Genomic DNA, 18,454 nt, shown 5'->3' on the forward strand with positions numbered 1-18,454 from the left:
GCTCGTCAGGCTCATAACCTGAAGGTCACAGGTTCAAATCCTGTCCCCGCAACCAATAACTCAACATCCCCCCAAAATACACCGCTACAATCCAACACACAAACACAGCACCAAGCCGCAGCAATGCACCAATGTGGCTGCAACCCGCAAGCCACAGTGCCAAATGTCGGCGCAAACCCCAAACCGGCCAATCAACGGCCGACGGTCAAGCACAACCGGACACAAACAGTTCAGACGGTCGCGATCCGAATTGCGTCCCTGGCCAGAACAGCTTGACCCCAGTCACTTATCTAAACTCTAAGCCGCCGTAGCCAGCCAACGCTCGCACCAACAATTGCGTCAATGCTCCGTGACACATCCTGGCGAAAAACCAGATCTTCCCCAACAGGCGATTCCAACGTGGAAAGCTGACTGTCCAACATCGAAACCGGCATAAAATGACCCGTGCGCTTACCCATGAATCATATCTATTCAAATCAAGCGGCATAATGCCAGTGAACATTCCGGCGCAGCATTTCATAATGCGTCGGCTTCCCGAAAAATTTCCCAGACCCTATACGATCATTAATTGCTGGTGGCTTGGCGATCACACAAATGCTTGCTGGCAGCCAAGTCGGGTAATGCAAAAATCACACGAACAAGGCAAAGCCAATCCACAATAATAGCTCGTGTCGCCATGCCCATGGCGCACAGAATTTTCTATGTCGAACATTGACCATGTGGACACATCATTTGCAGAGGGCATCCACAGCAGCGCGGTGTTCCAGTTACGCAGAATTCCTGCGCCAATTTTTTTACAAGCACGTGATGTTCTTCTGTGTCTTTAGCCAACCAGCAGTTCGGAATAAGCCGCTGTATGACTTTCATTTTGAGATTGTAGTTCCAATCGTCTTTGATGAGTTGAAATCGCGCGGCAAAACGAAGGTAGTGTGTATCAACTACCAAGGCGCGCATCTGCAAAGTGCTGAAATTGAGAACGCAGGCACTGATTTTGGGACCGACGCCCCGATGCTGCTGCAATGAGTGTAGAGCCTGTCCGACTGTCATATAGGCAAGTGTATCGAGACTGAGTTTACCCTGTTGCCGAATAATTCCACGCAACGCTTCGGGGATGTATATGCAGTATGTCTTGGGAAAAGTGATCCTATGAATGCAATCATTGACTTCGTCTGACGAAGCAGAGGCGACAGCTTCCCAGTTTTTGAATTTCTGTCGAAGATTCTGAAACGCTTCCAATGACACTTCGTCACGGGTGCGGCAGCCCAGCATTGCCATAACCAGCATACTGACAGGCGTGAACCGAAGTCCCGGAGCGGGAATGCCATAATGCGCTGTTAAGCGATCATGGACACCCACGAGCGGACTCGGAGTTCCAAAATCAAGAACATATTGCATAGGCCAATATTAGAACAAAACAAGAACATGTCAATTCCTGTTTGTGTTCTTGGCAAAAGCATCAAACTATGCTGTGATGTCGATCACGCCACAGTCGCCAGCCTCGCTTCCAAAGACCAGCCGATGCCCGGTAGTGTCCCAATTCATGGTGGAAATGGCGCCACTACCCTGCCGTCGCAATAGCACTTCTTTCTGGTCGCCAAAACGGCCCACAAGTATCATGCCATCGGAATAACCGATCGCGACAATATCCTCGACGGGATGGCAGGCAACGGAAGTCACAAGACTGTCGCCGCGCGTACCGAGTTCTAATGGCCCCTTGCCCATCGGACCGTCTTTGCCTGCAAAAGGCCAGACGATTGCTGCTGGAGCACCGGACGTTGCCAACCATTTGCCCTTCGGGCTCCATGACCAGCTTTTCACTTTGTTGGGATAGCCGGTCATGCGCATGTGACGACTATCATCAAGCCGCCATCCATGCAGTGCGTTCTCTTGCATCGAGGTAACAAGAAAGCGGTTATCTGGCGAGAACATCACCATGACATGCGCGCCCTTCCACTCGAGCTCCGTCGGCGTGCTATTGGTAGCTGGCCAATGCAAGGTCACACCATTATAGCGTGCGATTGCCAAGCGGAGACCCTTTGGGGCAAAGGCCAGACCCTCAACACTGCGCTCATGGGCCAGCTCCTTGAGGCGACCATCAACAGATCGAAACCATGCGGAGCGGCCCGATGCGAATGCTATTGCACCACCCGGTGCCGCAGCAAGAGCTGTTATCCACTTGCGCGGCAGATTGCTTACTTCTGTTGACAGCCCGTTTGAGCCGGTTAAGCAGACTCTGCCATCTTCGCCACCCGTAAGCAAATCCTTACCATCGCCCGATGGAATCGCACAAAGAAGCCCATCATGGGCCTCCGCTGCTTTGTGGCCATTATCGAGACGATGGATAGTTCCATCTGCCAAAGCGAAGAAAGGGATATCTTGAATGAAACGCGCGTCGATACAGTGGCCGACCAAATCCAGTGGAGCTATGGTTGGCATCAGGCAAGACAGCTTTCAAGGCCAGCTTTCAGCGCGGCATGGTCAAGTTCGCGTCCAATGAAAACAAGACGGCTGTCATGCTTTTCGCCATCTTTCCAGGCTCGCTGATGGTCTCCCTCGATAATCATGTGCACGCCTTGGATAACGTAGCGTTCATGATCATCCTTGAATGCAAGGATACCTTTAAGGCGTAAAATATTTGGACCTTGGTCCTGCGTTATCTTTTGGATCCAGGGGAAGAATTTGTCGGCAACCAATTCCCCTGTGCGCAGAGAAACTGACTGCACAGTGACATCGTGGATTGGCGATGCATGACTGTGATCGTGATCATGCGTATGGTCGTGATCGTGATGATGGTGATGATGATGCGCATGACCGTGATCATGGTCACAATCCGGGCCGCAGGCATGATCGGGGTGATCATGGTCGAGAAAATGCGGGTCGTTCTCCAGTGCACGCGTCAAGTCAAATGCCCCGCGATCCAAAACTTTCACAAGATCGATATTGGCGCGTTCAGTGCGGTGAACCACTGCGTGGGGATTGATCGCGCGTATCGTGGCTTCAACAACCGCCAACTCCTCCGGTGTTACCAGATCCGTCTTGTTCAGCAGAACGACATCGGCAAATGCGATCTGGTCTTCTGCTTCTCGGCTGTCTTTCAGGCGTAGCGGCAGATGCTTGGCGTCAACCAGTGCTACCACCGCGTCAAGTGTGGTCTTTTTCCGCACATCCTCATCCATGAAAAAGGTTTGTGCGACAGGGACCGGATCGGCCAAACCCGTCGTTTCAACAATGATCGCATCAAATCTGCCCGGACGGCGCATAAGGCCTTCAACAACGCGGATCAGATCTCCACGAACGGTACAGCAGATACAGCCATTGTTCATCTCGTAAATTTCTTCATCGGACTCAACGATCAGATCGTTATCAATTCCGATTTCACCAAACTCATTGACGATGACTGCATAGCGCTTGCCATGGTTTTCGCTCAAAATGCGGTTGAGCAACGTTGTCTTGCCTGCGCCAAGATATCCGGTCAAAACTGTGACCGGTATTTGGGCGGTCTTGGCAGCGTCGACTGGCGCGGAAATGGTCTGAGATTCACTCATAGCGTGCCTCTTGTTGAGTATAGACCCTCGATATAGGTGATTGGGTCACCGTTTGCCATATCTGTAGCGAGCAAAAGGATGAGGCAATGCGATTGAGCGCCGTATCAGGTCTTGAATACAGAAACATCAAACTTCGCGACATCTTCAATCAACTCAATGATGCCCTTCAAGCTATGGCTGATTATTGCCTCGCCGGCCTGCGCAGTGGCCAATAAAGCGTTACCCGCAACGCCTTGCATGTTCAGATCAGACATTTTCCAGCCAAATGCGTGTGGCCCATAGGCTCGCAGGTGCTTGTAATCTGCGGCAAACTGGCTCTGGTTTGAGGTGAAGTTTTGCGCCTCGTTCATCTGAACAAGTTCAGGATGCAGGGCCAGCATCACCGAGGTTTCGATAAAACCACCATGGATATCGATGGCTTTTTCTTCAGGCGATATCAAACCGTCCGGTAGACCAAAGCGCGTCCAACTGGTCGCGACGGCAAGCATATCAAAGCGAACGCGCAGTTCTGTAGCGACGATTGTCGTAAGCGGGGAATTGCCCCCGTGTGCGTTAAGCATGACAAGCTTGGATATTCCGCGTTCAGCTAAATTTTCACCGATCGCAATCCAACGATGTACAGCCTCGTCAAAACGTAGCGATGTTGTGCCTTTCACATCCATGTGTTCGATTGAATAGCCAACTGGTTCGGCGGTGAGGAACGTTATATCCAATTCGGGCGGTAGCAAGGGTTTGAGGCGATCGACCAATCCCTTAACAATCAACGTGTCCGTCTCGAATGGAAGGTGGGGTCCATGCTGCTCATGCGCTCCCAGCGGCAATAATGCGATTGTATTGTTTGAAGAGTTGGACATGTCCTGGTCACTTTGCATCATCGTTATAAAAAGCAATCCTGTAGCCACTGAAACTATGCTTATGCGCCGAGCATTCACAGCCTTAATTTCTGCGTCGCGAGCAATTCGTCGGCAAATTTCATCAGTTTGTCACATAAGAATTGTAACGCGGCACTCAGGCAGTAGTTTAAATGTAACCATTGTCCGGAAACGGGTCGAAAACCCCACAGGGGCCAGACATTTTCCTGACGTCGATTTGTCTGTTAATGAGTTTTGACGCAATTGTGCTAGCCGTCTCACTATCGCGAACGGTTTATAAGCAAAAGAGGAATTGGAATGGTCAAGGATCGTAAGCCTCTTATTCTTCATCGCTTGCAGTCAACTGCAAGATTAACGCGTACCGCTTTGGCGATAAGGCTGCTGGGCCACGGTTTTTATGCTGGACAAGACGCTGTAATGCTCCAACTGGCGCACGAAGATGGGCTATCGCCCAGCGTTCTTGCCAAGAGACTTGGTGTGCGTCCTCCGACGATCACAAAGACGATCTCCCGCCTGCAGACCCAGGGATTTGTGAAAAAAGAGGGATCATCGACGGATCAGCGCCAAGCCCATATTTTCCTGACAGACACAGGAAATGAAGCCATCAAGTCGATTGAAAAATCCATTCGCAAGACCGAAAAAGACGCAATGAAAGGTTTTGACAAAAAGGAGCGTAAAGCTTTTGTCAAAATGCTCACAAGACTTGAAATGAATCTATCGGCTGCGGATCTCTTGCGTCAGACGGGTTCAGATGAGCACGATGATGACGACAATGACGATGAATAATTAACGGGCTCTATTTTGTCAGACATATAGCTTGCCTGCGGTTCTTGCCGCCTGTTCCCAGGCTGAAGACCGCAAGGTTGGGCTGCGTGCTCCGATCTTTGCAAGATAGTTTTAGCCTTGAGCGATGGGCACGCAATTTTCCGCGTCAGTTTTGGAGCGGAAAGAACTTTGATTTATTGATCCGCGATGGCATAACCCCAAGAATGATATTCTGTTCAATGAATGGAATCGCGGGGAGAAAGTACTTTTGGCGCAGAAAATTAAGCTATCGACAATTGCCGACGCGTTGAAAGTGTCTACCGCGACGGTGTCGCTTGCCTTGAGAGACAGCCCGCTTGTTGCCGACCAGACCCGGGACAAGATCAAAGAGCATGCGAGAGCAATCGGCTACATCTATAACCGGCGGGCCGCCAGCTTGCGCACTTCGCGGTCGGGAATTGTTGGCGTAGTTGTTCATGACATCATGAACCCGTTTTTTGCCGAAATTTTGCGGGCTATCGAGGGCGAGCTGGATCGTTCTGGCCAAACGTTCATTTTGTCGAATCATTACGATCAAGTGGAGAAGCAACGGACATTCATCGAAACTGTCCTGCAGCTGGGCGGTGATGGTGTAATCATGTCTCCCGCCATAGGCACGCCTGCAGCAGACATTCGCATGGCTGAAGACAACGGTCTTCCAGTCGTACTGATCGCACGTACGGTGCAGGACGCGAATGTTCCGGTTTTCCGTGGAGACGATGCATATGGTATCGGGCTAGCGACCAATCATCTTATATCGCTCGGGCATACGCGCATCGCAATGGTCGGCGGTACTGATCAAACCTCAACTGGCCGTGACAGGTATGAAGGTTATCTGCATGCAATGCAAAAAGCAGGGCTCGATGCGAAACCAGAATGGCGGATTCCCGGGCCTCGGACTAAACAGGCCGGTTTCGATGCCGCGCCGCAATTTCTCGCGCTAAAGGACCATCCCACGGCAGCGGTCTGCTGGAACGATCTTTGCGCAATCGGCATGATGAACGGCATTGCTCGCGCCGGACTCGTCGCTGGCGTGGATATTTCAGTTACAGGTTATGACGATCTGGAAGAAGCCGCGATTGCGACTCCTGCCTTGACTACGGTTTGGAATGGCCAGCGGGAGGTGGGGCAACGTGCGGCGCGCGCTCTGCTTGACCAGTTAAACGGTGCAGACACCCATGCCCGTCAGGAACTTATCAAGCCTGAGTTGCGGATACGGCAGTCAACGTCAAAACCAAAGGAACGCTGATCTGCTTAAGCTAGAATGGCCAAGAGCAGCGATTACTGCTATTCGGCAGCTTGCAATCGCTCGCGGCTTGCTTTGTGCGCACGCACTGCATCGCCAAATGCAGCAAAAATTCTCTGGGAAGAATTATCGGTTTTTACCCAGTATTCGGGGTGCCATTGTACACCGACTGCAAAAGCGCGAGCGCTTTTGACAGAGACAGCCTCGATCGTCCCATCATCGGCCACAGCCTCAATTTCCAGTTGAGGTGCCGGTCTATCTATTGCCTGCCGGTGTACGGAATTTACTTGGATTGCATCACTGTTCATGACTGCCGCCAGACATGAACCCGCCTTGATGTGCACCGGATGGCGAATTGCAAACCGTTCCGCCTGAATTTCGGAAGCAGGAGCCCTGTGGTCCATGCGCCCATCCAACTGCTGGATTTCTGTGGCAAGAGTGCCGCCCAATGCCACGTTCAGTTCTTGAATGCCGCGACAGATTGCCAGAAGCGGGATGCCCCGGTCGATAGCGCGGCGGATCAGCGGAAGCGAGGTGGCATCGCGCGCGGGGTCATATGGCTCGTGCGCTTCAGTGGGTTGGGCGCCATAGAGCGCTGGATGCACGTTGGACTTCGATCCCGTAATGAGTACGCCATCTACGCCGTCGAGAATCGCGTCAATATCCAGGCCCTCGCCAATTGAGGGTACAATAAGCGGAATAACGTCGGCCGCTTGATAGGCAGCCATCAGATATTGATCGGGCGCCGCATGCCAGGTGTAATTTTCGAAATTTCGCACGTCTGACGATATGGCGACGAGAGGTTGCCGCATGATTTCACTCCAAAGGGTTCTAAATAGAATGTAGTTGAGTTCGAAGCCATTTCCAATGGTCATGACCAACCATATGCGGCGCGGACTACCGCGAAGATAGGCAAAAGGTAGAACCGCCGTAACCGTCGGCTGGACTAGAACAAACGAGTGTGTATGTTTAGCGCAGGATCGGGAGAACAAGACTGAATGTCTGTTGATCTGGACCGGGAATAGTTCTGGGGTTCAAAGTTTTGGAGGAGAATTAATGGATCGTCGTTCATTCATGACGAAGGCGGGTTTTGCAGGTGTTGGCGCAGCGACAGCGGCAACCACATTGGCAGCACCGGCAATTGCGCAAACATTGCCCAAAATTACATGGCGCTGTGCATCATCATTCCCGAAATCGTTGGAGACGATTTACGGTGGAGCAGTCGACTTGTCAAAATATCTGCGAGAGGCAACGGATGGCAATTTCACTATCCAGCCATTTGCGGCGGGCGAAATTGTTCCGGGCCTTCAGGCGGCTGACGCGACAGCTGCGGGTACAGTCGAACTCTGCCATACGGTCGCTTATTATTATTGGGGCAAAAATCCCACTTGGGCGCTTGGAGCAGCTGTACCTTTCGCGCTCAATGCCCGCGGCATGAATGCTTGGCAGTATCATGGCGGCGGCATTGATTTGATGAACGAATTCTTCAACACCCAAGGACTGCAGGTCTATCCCGGCGGCAACACGGGCGTGCAGATGGGTGGCTGGTTCCGGAAGGAAATCAAGACCATCGAAGATCTCAAAGGTCTGAAAATGCGCGTTGGCGGCTTTGCCGGCAAGGTCCTAGAAACCCTTGGCGTTGTACCCCAGCAATTGCCCGGCGGCGACATTTATCCGGCTCTGGAAAAGGGCACAATTGATGCGGCGGAATGGGTTGGACCTTTCGACGATGAGAAGCTCGGCTTCCAGAAAGTTGCTCCTTATTATTATTATCCAGGTTGGTGGGAAGGTGGCCCAACGGTCAGCTTCATGGTCAACAAGTCAAAATGGGATGCGCTTCCGCCCGCGTACCAGTCATTGTTCCGTACCGCTGCGCAGGCCACGGATGCAAACATGTTGCAGAAGTATGACTATCTTAACCCGGGTGCGATCAAGCGGCTTGTTGCAGGTGGTGCGCAGTTAAGGCCATTCAGCCCAGAAATTTTGAACGCATGTTTCACGGCGGCCAACACTGTTTACGCAGAACTGGAAGCCAGCAACGCTTCGTTCAAGAAGATATGGGATTCGATCAAAGCGTTCCGCAATGAGCATTTCCTCTATTCCCAAGTTGCCGAGTACACATTTGATACTTTCATGATGGTGCAACAGCGCAACGGAAAACTATAAAACCACGATCTCGACGCCAGACCCCGGTTCTCGGAGCCGGGGTCTCGTTTCATTCAGCTTCTTTTGGTTGTCATGCCATGCTGGGCCGTCTATCAGTGAGACCACAATTGGGATGCCCAGCGGTACTTAATCAATGAATATTGATAGATCTATTTCGGTTGCAGGAAAAACCATTGCGGTGACAGGTGGGTCGTCCGGGCTTGGTTTACGGATGATCCAGGTTCTCGCAGCCAACGGAGCCAATGTGGTTTCGATCTCACGGACGCCAACATCCGAGAGCATGGTTCACTCAAACGTCGTCAACATTATCGCTGATATAACGATTGCGGCCGACATAGAGCGGGCATTCGACGAAACGGAACGGCTGTTCGGCCCAGTTTCAGTTGTGTTCAACAATGCTGGCGTCGCTGCCATCGAACGGGCATTGACGACCACCCGCGAGCAATTGCGCCATATCTTCGAGGTCAACGTGGAAGGGGCATTCTTTATTGCTCAGGAAGCCGCCAAGCGCATGATTGCCAACAAAATCGGGGGTTCAATAATCAATCTGTCGAGTATTCTTGCCGACGCTCCGATTAAGGGATCTGCCGGCTATGCGATGTCGAAAGCGGCGGTAGCACAAATGACGCGATCGCTCGCGCTTGAATGGGCGCCGCATGGCATCCGCGTCAATGCCATTGCACCTGGCTGGTTTCCAACCAAACTCAACGAAACCATCATGGATGGTCCGGCAAAAGGTTTTCTCAAAGGCAAAAACCCAATGCGCCGCTTGGGAGAGCCTGAAGATATTGATGGTGCAGTGCTCTTGCTTGCTTCCGATGCAAGCAGCTACATCACGGGCACTGTTATCACGATTGATGGCGGCCATAGCCTTCAAGGCTAGAGTCCTCTAGACGCGCTCTTGTTCATCGACATTGGTGCGTATCGCCAATACCAGTACAAGCAATGAAAATATTGCAGCATCGCGCCAGAGCACTGAAAAATATCCGCCCCAGATGGATTCCACCATGCCGATGATGGCCGCTCCGAACGCAGCATGGAGCGGACGCGAAAAGCTCCCGGCGGCAGTTATAAACAGGATCTTGAGCCCAAAGATTATGCCCGTATTGAAGCTCACATTGCCGTAGTAGAGTGCTGCGAGAAATCCGGCGAGCGCACAGATTCCATAAGCGACTAGGATTGCGTTTGTTCGTACAGAGACGGGATCAATTCCGCATAGCGCCGAGGCGGTAGGCTCGTCGCTGACCGCGCGCCAGATGCGACCGGCCAGCGTGCGGTTCATGGTCAGTTCTGCCAGAAGAACAACAGCCAGTGCGATACCAATGTTCACAAGCTGTAATTGGGTAAGGCTTATGTCGGCTGCCGGCCCCAGAATAAAGACAGGCGAGGCCAGCATGGGCGGCAGCCAATAATCTCTTGTATCGGCAGCAATGCGCGACAATTCCATCAGAAAGATGGTTAGCCCCAATGTGGCGACGAGCACCGTATTGCGAGTACCAGCATCCAACGGAGTATAAATAAGCCTAGCGACCAAATAGCCGGCCGCGGTTACATAAAGGGCCGCAATTATGAAGCCAAACCCCAAAGCGGCTGGCATTGTCATCCAAAGGACGGAAAAGCCAAAAGCTGCTGCAAGAATGAATGTCTGTCCCGAAAACGCGAAAATTGCGCCAAGCGAGAGATCTGTTCGGTGCGTCAATCCATGAATGAGGACATAGCCATAGGCGAGCAGTGCATAGAGCGCCGCATTGTGAATTCCGTTCAACAATAGTTGCAGAAAGTACGACATTCAGCACCATCCCATCACCAACTAGTCTAACTTGCAAAATCGATTTTACCAGTTAGAATTTCGATATGTGGATTGATTGGAATGCTCATAGGTTTAGCGGAGGTGTGTTGGCGCTTGATTTGGCGAATACGATTATCTTTCGCCAAGCCCCTGACCGCGCCCAAGACCGTTTTTCAAACAGTCTGGAGGTTGCAAGGTTTGCATGCGCTGCTGGCATTTTCCGCGCCGGGGAATGGGGCAGTGTTAATTTTATCCCACCGCAGTCGCCGTCTGGGCACTTAAATTTGATAGAATTGCGCGAGGCGATAAATAACCTGTTCCGAACAGCGGTACTGGAGGGAGGCTTTAAAGCCCAATATTTGTCGAATTTTTTGCGACTGGCCTCGGCTGTCATCGGCGATAGCCAGAATGAGCAGGATTTTACCTTGCCGCCATTTGCCCAGCACAGAGAGCTTTTATTATCCGCTGGAGCCGCGCTGTCTGGTCTAAATCTACTCGACCCTGCGCGGCTATCACGAATCAAAATATGTCCGAATTGCCATTGGCTTTATCTGGATGAGAGCCGTAATCGCAGCCGGCGCTGGTGTGACATGACCGTGTGCGGCAATCGCGCAAAAGCAAAACGGCACTATGATCGTAAGGGAAGAGGTCATGGCTTATAGAGTCCGAAGTGCCGGTTTGCTGCTCAGCATAATTATTGTCTTGGCTCTTGGGGCATGCCGCGATCCCGGACAGGGTGATTATCTTAACGTGTCGGGAAAAATCTTCGTGTTTAATTATCGTATCGCGCAGGCGACTTACGTTTTAACGCTCTCAAAAGTCAGGCCCCTTCCAAATGATTCCGTGCTGGAGGCAACTTTTGAAAATCCGGCAGGCGGAGATCCTTTCATAGTACGGCAAAAAATCTGGCCGACCATGACAAAAGTGACCGTGGAAAGCCCTCCGGTGAAATGTGTGAAGGCCAATCGCGAGTATAGGGTCAGCATGCGCGTCATAGATGCGAGTGGTCAGCTATTGCAGACTATAGAGCGGAAGATGATCTCTGACGTTGATCAATCTGTCATGCCTGACAAACCGCTTGTTGTTGGTCCGTTTTATGATGCCAATCCCGATAAAAGTCCTGCCGCGGTGGTGTGCCCCGGCACCTGATGAAGCCGCTATATCCACTGAATCTGCGAGAAAAAGATCGAAATGGATTGCATTCTTACGTGATTTGGTTTGCTCTGGGCATCAGGCACATCATTCAAAGGACGTTGCAAGCATGATTACACAGATCGCCATCGCCCCGTTGGTTGCACTTATAGCGGGCATCCTCATATTGATCGCCCCACGCCTCTTGAACTACGTTGTCGCGCTTTATCTGATTATCATTGGTGTTCTCGGCCTGTTTCCTAACCTTCTCAATTAGATAATCTTCAATCGCCGATAATATTATCTCAATTGAACAGCAGCGAGCGACTATCTGCGCATTGCGCTGATGCGTCGTTTTCGCTATTGCCATTAAGACGTCGATACGAAGAGGTTTGAAGATGGCTGAACATCACGATACCGCCCCTGCGGAACTGGGCGCTCCCATGGACTACAAAGAACATGAGAACACCTACAATCTGTTTCTTACGCTTTCAAAATGGGGTGTGATTTTCTGTGTTGCGCTGTTAGCTGCAATGGCTTTCGGTTTTTTCGCTGGCGGGTTCTTCTCCGCTACCATTTTATTCATTGTTATATGTGTGGCTGCCTGGTTTTTGGTTTAGCCTGCTTGTCTTTTCGTTGCATCATTCGGGTGGATGCCCTTTGCAAACCAGTTAGCTGACTGTTTTCACCTTAAGGGTATTGCCCGGTAAAGTCGGACAGGCGTAGGCGATCTTGCTGAGCCTGTAGAGAGTTAACTTGCTTAGGGGGTGAGAGCTTGGCTCAGACACTATTCATACCGAAAGAGACTGATGCCAGTGAGCCGCGGGTTGGCGGCTCGGCGGAAACGGTCAAAAAACTTATAAATCTTGGTTTTTCAGTTATCGTTGAAAGCGGCGCGGGCGTTTTGTCCCGTATTCCCGATCGCGAGTTTGAGTCAGCCGGAGCCTCAATTGGCAAGGCAGCAGATGCGAAAAGCGCCGATATTGTTTTAAAGGTGCGCCGACCAAGCTCGACCGAGCTCAAATCCTACAAAAAGGGCGCGGTCGTCATTGCTATGCTCGATCCCTATGGCAATGAAACCGCAATCAAAGAACTTGCCGATGCGGGCGTTACTGCTTTTACCATGGAATTCATGCCGCGTATCACGCGTGCTCAGGTCATGGACGTTCTTTCCAGCCAGGCAAACCTTGCCGGCTATCAAGCAGTGGTTGACGCGGCGGAAGAGTATGATCGCGCTTTGCCAATGATGATGACGGCTGCGGGTACCGTTCCTGCTGCAAAGGTTTTCATCATGGGTGTCGGTGTTGCCGGCCTTCAGGCGATCGCGACAGCGCGCCGTCTTGGAGCCGTTGTCACGGCAACGGACGTTCGACCCGCGGTCAAGGAACAGGTTGCTTCGCTTGGTGCGAAGTTTCTGGCTGTTGAAGATGAAGAGTTCAAGGCCGCCGAAACAGCCGGTGGCTATGCCAAGGAAATGTCGAAAGAATATCAGGCAAAGCAGGCTGCGCTGGTTGCAGAGCATATCGCCAAACAAGATATTATTATCACAACGGCCCTCATTCCCGGCAGACCAGCACCACGGCTCGTAACGCGCGAGATGTATTCGCGTATGCGACCGGGTTCCGTCATCATTGATCTGGCGGTGGAACGTGGCGGAAACGTAGAGGGTGCTGTTGCCGGAAAGATCGTTGAGGTCGACGGCGTGAAGATCGTCGGGCATCTGAATGTCGCTGGACGGATCGCCGCCACAGCGTCACAGCTTTATGCCAAAAATCTGGTCGCCTTCGTTGAAACGCTGGTCGATAAAGAAGCCAAGGTAATCAAGATCAATTTCGACGATGAGTTGGTTAAGGCGACTGTATTGACGCATGACGGCAAGGTTGTGCATCCGGCCTTCGCAGGTGGCGCTGCCACATCCTCGGTGCAAACTGCTGCCGCGAAAAAGGTCACGACCGTCAAAGCCACTACTGCCAAGGAGGCACCGGCGAAAGCTCCGGTCAAGAAAGCAGCATCAACAAAAGCGGCTACGCCAAAGAAAGCTGTGACGAAAACTGTTGCCCCCAAAACATCTGAAGGAGAGGCATGATGGCTGACGCAACGCTAGACAAAGCGCTCGAAACGCTTAATCAGGCCACGGAAATGGTGCGGCAGGCTGCCGAAACCATGCCCGACGCGGCTGGTGCTGCTGCACATGCGATTACCGGTGGTGCAGTTGACCCATTCGTTTTCCGCCTCGCGATTTTTGTTCTGTCAATTTTCGTTGGTTATTATGTGGTCTGGTCGGTAACGCCCGCGCTGCATACGCCGCTCATGGCCGTGACCAACGCTATTTCGTCGGTCATCGTTGTCGGTGCGCTGCTTGCTGTGGGCCTGTCCGCAAGTGGGGTGGCCACCGGATTTGGGTTCATCGCGCTCGTTCTTGCAAGCGTCAATATATTTGGCGGCTTCCTCGTCACTCATCGCATGCTTGCCATGTACAAGAAAAAAGAAAAGTGAGATTTGAGCAATGAGCGTTAATTTCGCAGCTTTTCTTTATCTCGTCTCCGGCGTCCTGTTCATCTTGGCGCTGCGCGGCCTGTCACATCCAACCACAAGCCGACAGGGTAATTTCTACGGCATGATCGGTATGGGCATATCGATCATCACGACGCTGACACTGGCCGAGCCTAGTTTTGGCGGTCTTGGCTTGATCGTTCTTGGTCTTGCCATTGGTGGCGGCGTTGGCGCCTATATCGCCAAGCGTATTGCCATGACGGCCATGCCGCAGCTTGTTGCAGCGTTCCACTCTCTCGTTGGTTTTGCCGCCGTGATGGTGGCAGCAGCGGCAGTCTACTCTCCTGAATCATTCGGGATTGGTGAAATCGGATCGATACACGCGCAGGCGCTTGTCGAAATGTCCATTGGTGTTGCTATTGGCGCGATCACCTTCACGGGTTCGATCATAGCGTTTCTTAAATTGGATGGCCGCATGTCGGGTAAGCCGATCATGTTGCCCGGCCGCCATTTCATCAATGCCAGCCTGTTGATCGCAATTGTTGTTCTTGTCATCGCCTTGGTCTTGACGGAAAGCCATGTGGTCTTCTGGCTTATCGTGATTTTGTCGCTCATTTTGGGTGGATTGATCATTGTGCCAATCGGCGGCGCTGATATGCCGGTTGTGGTATCAATGTTGAACTCCTATTCAGGATGGGCAGCAGCAGGTATCGGCTTTACGCTGGGCAATCTGGCATTGATCATCACCGGTGCGCTGGTTGGCTCATCCGGTGCGATCCTGTCTTACATCATGTGTAAGGGCATGAACCGGTCATTCATCTCGGTCATTCTTGGTGGCTTTGGCGGTGAGACTGGCGGTGCTGCTACTGGCGAAGTTGAGCAGCGTCCTGTCAAGCAAGGCTCTGCCGACGATGCCGCCTTTATCATGAAAAATGCTTCCAAGGTCATTATCGTGCCGGGCTATGGCATGGCCGTGGCGCAGGCGCAGCATGCTTTGCGTGAAATGGCGGACAAGCTCAAGGCCGAGGGCGTCGAGGTCAAATACGCCATTCACCCAGTTGCAGGCCGTATGCCAGGTCACATGAACGTTCTATTGGCCGAAGCAAATGTGCCTTACGATGAGGTGTTCGAACTTGAGGATATCAATTCCGAGTTCGCTCAAGCTGATGTCGCCTTTGTTATCGGTGCGAATGACGTGACCAATCCTGCAGCAAAGACTGATCCAAAGTCACCAATCTTTGGTATGCCAATCCTTGACGTGGACAAGGCTGGAACAGTTCTCTTTATCAAGCGGGGCATGGGTTCCGGTTACGCCGGGGTGGAGAATGAACTTTTCTTCCGCGACAATACGATGATGCTGTTTGCCGATGCGAAGAAGATGGTCGAAAACATTGTGAAAGCGCTCGACCACTAATCTGAAGCGCAATTAAATAATAAAAAACCCGCTATCTCGGCGGGTTTTTTATTGGTTTTGTGATTTTTTCTACCGCATCAAGCGCCGCGTGTACGGGCAAGGCCGTCTTTGGCCGGCTTGTAATTCGGATCAAGTTGTACGGCCTTTGCATAGGATTTGGCTGCACGGGCCTTCTCGCCGCGATGCTCATAGATGAGAGCCTGATTTGCCCAGCCTTCTGCGATGTCACCATCGAGCTTGATGGCCGTATTGAAATCGTCAAAGGCATTGTCGTCATCGCCGAGTGCGACATAGGAGATGCCACGACCATTATAAGGTTCTGCGGCATCAGGCTGTAGCGAGATCGCTGTCGAAAAGTCTTCGATAGCTTGTTTGTGCTGGTTGCGAGCCTGATAAATCAGTCCGCGATTATGATAGGCGCGAGCGTCAGTTGTGTTGAGCTGAATAGCTTGCTGGAAATCATTCAGAGCCTGATCGAGTTTGCCCGCCTGCCGGTATAGATTACCGCGGCCAATATATGCCGTATCATATTGCGGGTTGATCTGGATGGCTCTGCTGTAATCCGCTGCAGCTTGGGCTGTGTTGCCCATATTGCGATAGACCAGCGCCCGGTTTGCATAGGCTTGATAGAAGTTTGGGTTCAACTGAAGGGCTGTGTTGAAATCTTTGATGGCATCATTGCTACGGCCCGCGCGCCCAAAGGCCGATCCGCGCACATTATAGGCTTCGGGATCTTTTGGATTATTGCGGATGACATCATTAAGCGAACTGATGTTTTCGGCAGAACCTTGAGCTTTGTCGATCCCGGTCATATCTGTCGCAGTGGTGTTGCAGCCTGCAAGCGCTAAAGCCATTACGGATGCCAATAAGAGGCCAGCGATTCTTGTCGATCCCTTGATCGATTCAGGTTTGCGGTATGAAGCCATTTCCATTGAATGTGTCATATTCCAATTGTCCTGTTCAACCAAAGCCTTTGCAAGCGAAAATGTTCCTATTCCGACAAACGAAAAAAGGGCGGTGTGACACAAGCCACTCCACCCCTTGTCGCGTCAAGGCGTCGATAGTTGTCTATTAACGAGCCGCGGAAGCGCGGGCCGGAACTTTCTTAACAGGCATCGGCAAGAGGCCTTCACGCTGAGCCTGCTTACGAGCCAGCTTGCGAGCACGGCTGATTGCTTCTGCCTTCTGGCGAGCACGCTTGATCGATGGCTTTTCGTAATGATCATGCATCTTCATTTCGCGGAACATGCCTTCGCGCTGCATCTTCTTCTTGAGGACGCGGAGGGCCTGATCAACATTATTTTCGCGTACGAGTACCTGCACGGTTTTTCCTGTATCTCTTAGAATTTCGTTGAGCCTGATTTTTGACGCCTGTCCATTGAGCAGGGAACAAAAACCAAACTTCGCGACAGTCATCTATCGCAAACTGGGGTGGCCATTAGCAGAAACTTTTATCGATGTCCATGACAGAGTTGTAAACACCGGTGAGTATTTGTCTCAAAGCGCCAGCAATTATGTAATTTGGGATTATCTAACGCGAAGCGCCAATCTCCGTCGCAAAATGGCAAAAGAGCTTTGGCTGGATGCGATACTGATGCATAAAAGCATGGTTCTGGCTTTTAAAGTCGATGTCGATATTTGAACAGGATCAAGCGACGCCACTCATTAATAATCGCTTTGCAGTGGCTATTTTGCCAAGGCCCAATTGCTAGGAATGGATGATGCGGAAATATTCGGTATTTGCTTTGGCGAGGGAGGCGTTGCGTGCCCATAAGGGCTGGGATCAGCAATGGTCTTCGCCTGAACCCAAGTCAGAATATGACGTTATTATCGTCGGAGCGGGCGGTCACGGACTGGCAACTGCGTACTACCTGGCAAAAGAACATGGCATCACCAACGTGGCCGTTTTGGAAAAGGGTTGGCTGGGCGGTGGCAATACCGGCCGCAACACGACCATTATCCGCTCGAATTATCTATATGACGAATCGGCAGGTATTTACGAACATGCTGTGAAGCTCTGGGAGGGGTTGAGTCAGGATTTGAATTACAATGTGATGTATTCGGCGCGGGGCGTAATGATGCTTGCGCACAATATCCATGATGTTCAGGTCTTCAAACGGCACATCCACGCAAACCGGCTGAACGGCATCGATAATGAGTGGCTGACACCGGAGCAGGTCAAGGAATTTTGCCCACCGATCAACCTTTCATCAGATGCGCGTTATCCCATCATCGGCGCTGCCTTGCAGCGGCGTGGTGGTACGGCGCGGCATGATGCGGTTGCGTGGGGCTATGCCCGCGCTGCCGCGGACCGAGGCGTTCACATCATCCAAAATTGCGAGGTTACGGGTATTCGTCGCGCTCCAAATGGCGCTGTGCTTGGCGTAGATACCAATCGTGGCCCGATCAATGCCAAGAAAGTTGGTGTTGTCGCCGCCGGTCACACCTCTGTTTTGATGAACATGGCGGGTGTTCGTATGCCGCTCGAGAGCTATCCGCTGCAGGCCCTGGTTTCAGAGCCGGTCAAGCCGCTTATTCCCTGCGTGATCATGTCGAATACGGTCCATGCCTATATCTCGCAGTCGGATAAGGGCGAGATGGTCATTGGCGCTGGTACAGATCAGTACACATCCTATTCGCAGACAGGCGGACTGCACATTATCAACCATACGCTCGATGCGATCTGCGAGATGTTCCCGGTTCTCACGCGCCTGAAAATGCTGCGGTCTTGGGGTGGCATTGTTGATGTGACACCCGATCGTTCTCCCATTCTCGCAAAGACACCTGTGCCAGGGCTTTACGTTAATTGTGGTTGGGGAACAGGCGGTTTTAAAGCCACTCCCGGTTCGGGCAATGTTTTCGCCCATACGATTGCGCGCGACGAGCCGCACAGGATCAATGCGCCGTTCACGCTTGAGCGGTTCACGACCGGGCGTTTGATCGATGAAGCCGCTGCTGCGGCTGTTGCACACTGATTTTCAAGAGAGATAGATA

General features: G+C 51.9%; 21 protein-coding genes and 1 pseudogene. 13 read left to right on the forward strand and 9 right to left on the reverse strand.

Translation table 11 applies throughout. From position 1 onward, the window contains the following. Positions 1-290: 290 nt before the first annotated feature. From ACTJI9_RS00005 to ACTJI9_RS00025, 5 genes and pseudogenes are all read right to left on the reverse strand, one after another. Positions 291-458, reverse strand: a pseudogene (locus tag ACTJI9_RS00005) (gluconokinase); the annotation flags it as partial. Between the two features lie 241 nt (positions 459-699). Further along, positions 700-1,275, reverse strand: a complete 576-nt coding sequence (locus ACTJI9_RS00010; RefSeq protein WP_440805218.1) for an endonuclease III domain-containing protein — start codon at positions 1,273-1,275, stop codon at positions 700-702. 186 nt (positions 1,276-1,461) lie between these two features. Next, positions 1,462-2,436, reverse strand: a complete 975-nt coding sequence (locus ACTJI9_RS00015) for a WD40 repeat domain-containing protein (protein ID WP_440805221.1) — start codon at positions 2,434-2,436, stop codon at positions 1,462-1,464. Beyond that, the gene (locus ACTJI9_RS00020; protein ID WP_440805224.1) at positions 2,436-3,545 is read right to left on the reverse strand and encodes a CobW family GTP-binding protein; all 1,110 of its coding nucleotides are present in this window, start codon (positions 3,543-3,545) and stop codon (positions 2,436-2,438) included. The genes ACTJI9_RS00015 and ACTJI9_RS00020 overlap by 1 nt, the downstream gene beginning before the upstream one ends. Before the next feature lie 104 nt (positions 3,546-3,649). Then, positions 3,650-4,417 carry a creatininase family protein gene (locus ACTJI9_RS00025; protein WP_435530172.1) on the reverse strand — a complete coding sequence of 256 codons (768 nt, stop codon included), beginning with the start codon at positions 4,415-4,417 and terminating at the stop codon, positions 3,650-3,652. A gap of 297 nt (positions 4,418-4,714) precedes the next feature. Between ACTJI9_RS00025 and ACTJI9_RS00030 the strand changes: the two genes are divergently transcribed. Both ACTJI9_RS00030 and ACTJI9_RS00035 read left to right on the forward strand, forming a co-directional pair. Beyond that, entirely contained in the window at positions 4,715-5,203 is a 489-nt protein-coding gene (locus ACTJI9_RS00030) for a MarR family winged helix-turn-helix transcriptional regulator (protein WP_115052221.1), read from the forward strand. 247 nt (positions 5,204-5,450) lie between these two features. Continuing rightward, positions 5,451-6,470 (forward strand): substrate-binding domain-containing protein, encoded by a 1,020-nt coding sequence (locus ACTJI9_RS00035; RefSeq protein WP_115052222.1) that lies wholly within the window; start codon positions 5,451-5,453, stop codon positions 6,468-6,470. Between the two features lie 38 nt (positions 6,471-6,508). On the opposite strand, the gene ACTJI9_RS00040 is transcribed toward ACTJI9_RS00035, so the two are convergent. After that, the gene (locus tag ACTJI9_RS00040; RefSeq protein WP_354344469.1) at positions 6,509-7,279 is read right to left on the reverse strand and encodes a gamma-glutamyl-gamma-aminobutyrate hydrolase family protein; all 771 of its coding nucleotides are present in this window, start codon (positions 7,277-7,279) and stop codon (positions 6,509-6,511) included. Positions 7,280-7,523: 244 nt separating this feature from the next. On the opposite strand from ACTJI9_RS00040, the gene ACTJI9_RS00045 reads away from it, so the two are divergent. Then, entirely contained in the window at positions 7,524-8,633 is a 1,110-nt protein-coding gene (locus ACTJI9_RS00045; RefSeq protein ID WP_115052223.1) for a TRAP transporter substrate-binding protein, read from the forward strand. 133 nt (positions 8,634-8,766) lie between these two features. Beyond that, entirely contained in the window at positions 8,767-9,516 is a 750-nt protein-coding gene (locus tag ACTJI9_RS00050) for an SDR family NAD(P)-dependent oxidoreductase (protein WP_115052224.1), read from the forward strand. 6 nt (positions 9,517-9,522) lie between these two features. On the opposite strand, the gene ACTJI9_RS00055 is transcribed toward ACTJI9_RS00050, so the two are convergent. Then, positions 9,523-10,422 carry a branched-chain amino acid ABC transporter permease gene (locus ACTJI9_RS00055; protein ID WP_440805229.1) on the reverse strand — a complete coding sequence of 300 codons (900 nt, stop codon included), beginning with the start codon at positions 10,420-10,422 and terminating at the stop codon, positions 9,523-9,525. A gap of 65 nt (positions 10,423-10,487) precedes the next feature. Between ACTJI9_RS00055 and ACTJI9_RS00060 the strand changes: the two genes are divergently transcribed. From ACTJI9_RS00060 to ACTJI9_RS00090, 7 genes are all read left to right on the forward strand, one after another. Then, positions 10,488-11,084 (forward strand): CGNR zinc finger domain-containing protein, encoded by a 597-nt coding sequence (locus ACTJI9_RS00060; protein WP_440805230.1) that lies wholly within the window; start codon positions 10,488-10,490, stop codon positions 11,082-11,084. Beyond that, positions 11,074-11,571 (forward strand): hypothetical protein, encoded by a 498-nt coding sequence (locus ACTJI9_RS00065; protein ID WP_440805233.1) that lies wholly within the window; start codon positions 11,074-11,076, stop codon positions 11,569-11,571. The genes ACTJI9_RS00060 and ACTJI9_RS00065 overlap by 11 nt, the downstream gene beginning before the upstream one ends. A gap of 112 nt (positions 11,572-11,683) precedes the next feature. Further along, positions 11,684-11,830: a DUF3096 domain-containing protein gene (locus tag ACTJI9_RS00070; protein WP_008124743.1), complete on the forward strand. Its 147-nt coding sequence runs from the start codon at positions 11,684-11,686 to the stop codon at positions 11,828-11,830. 121 nt (positions 11,831-11,951) lie between these two features. Then, the gene (locus ACTJI9_RS00075; RefSeq protein WP_115052228.1) at positions 11,952-12,173 is read left to right on the forward strand and encodes an aa3-type cytochrome c oxidase subunit IV; all 222 of its coding nucleotides are present in this window, start codon (positions 11,952-11,954) and stop codon (positions 12,171-12,173) included. 155 nt (positions 12,174-12,328) lie between these two features. Then, the gene (locus ACTJI9_RS00080; protein WP_440805236.1) at positions 12,329-13,639 is read left to right on the forward strand and encodes a Re/Si-specific NAD(P)(+) transhydrogenase subunit alpha; all 1,311 of its coding nucleotides are present in this window, start codon (positions 12,329-12,331) and stop codon (positions 13,637-13,639) included. Then, entirely contained in the window at positions 13,639-14,049 is a 411-nt protein-coding gene (locus ACTJI9_RS00085; RefSeq protein ID WP_115052230.1) for an NAD(P) transhydrogenase subunit alpha, read from the forward strand. Before ACTJI9_RS00080 ends, ACTJI9_RS00085 begins: the two co-directional genes overlap by 1 nt. A 10-nt stretch (positions 14,050-14,059) precedes the next feature. Further along, positions 14,060-15,460 (forward strand): NAD(P)(+) transhydrogenase (Re/Si-specific) subunit beta, encoded by a 1,401-nt coding sequence (locus ACTJI9_RS00090; protein ID WP_115052231.1) that lies wholly within the window; start codon positions 14,060-14,062, stop codon positions 15,458-15,460. Positions 15,461-15,537: 77 nt separating this feature from the next. Here the strand turns inward: ACTJI9_RS00090 and ACTJI9_RS00095 are convergent, their stop codons facing one another. Together ACTJI9_RS00095 and rpsU are read right to left on the reverse strand one after the other, a co-directional pair. Next, positions 15,538-16,404 (reverse strand): tetratricopeptide repeat protein, encoded by an 867-nt coding sequence (locus tag ACTJI9_RS00095; RefSeq protein WP_115053206.1) that lies wholly within the window; start codon positions 16,402-16,404, stop codon positions 15,538-15,540. Between the two features lie 127 nt (positions 16,405-16,531). Further along, the gene (gene rpsU / locus ACTJI9_RS00100) at positions 16,532-16,783 is read right to left on the reverse strand and encodes a 30S ribosomal protein S21 (RefSeq protein ID WP_008124734.1); all 252 of its coding nucleotides are present in this window, start codon (positions 16,781-16,783) and stop codon (positions 16,532-16,534) included. Between the two features lie 28 nt (positions 16,784-16,811). Between rpsU and ACTJI9_RS00105 the strand changes: the two genes are divergently transcribed. Next, positions 16,812-17,102: a hypothetical protein gene (locus ACTJI9_RS00105; protein ID WP_162802448.1), complete on the forward strand. Its 291-nt coding sequence runs from the start codon at positions 16,812-16,814 to the stop codon at positions 17,100-17,102. A gap of 79 nt (positions 17,103-17,181) precedes the next feature. Beyond that, a complete protein-coding gene (locus ACTJI9_RS00110; protein WP_115052232.1) occupies positions 17,182-18,435 on the forward strand; it encodes a sarcosine oxidase subunit beta family protein in 1,254 nt (417 codons plus the stop codon). The last annotated feature ends 19 nt before the right edge of the window (positions 18,436-18,454 follow it).

It is taken from the genome of Phyllobacterium sp. 22552 (assembly GCF_052044585.1).
GTDB lineage: Bacteria > Pseudomonadota > Alphaproteobacteria > Rhizobiales > Rhizobiaceae > Phyllobacterium > Phyllobacterium ifriqiyense.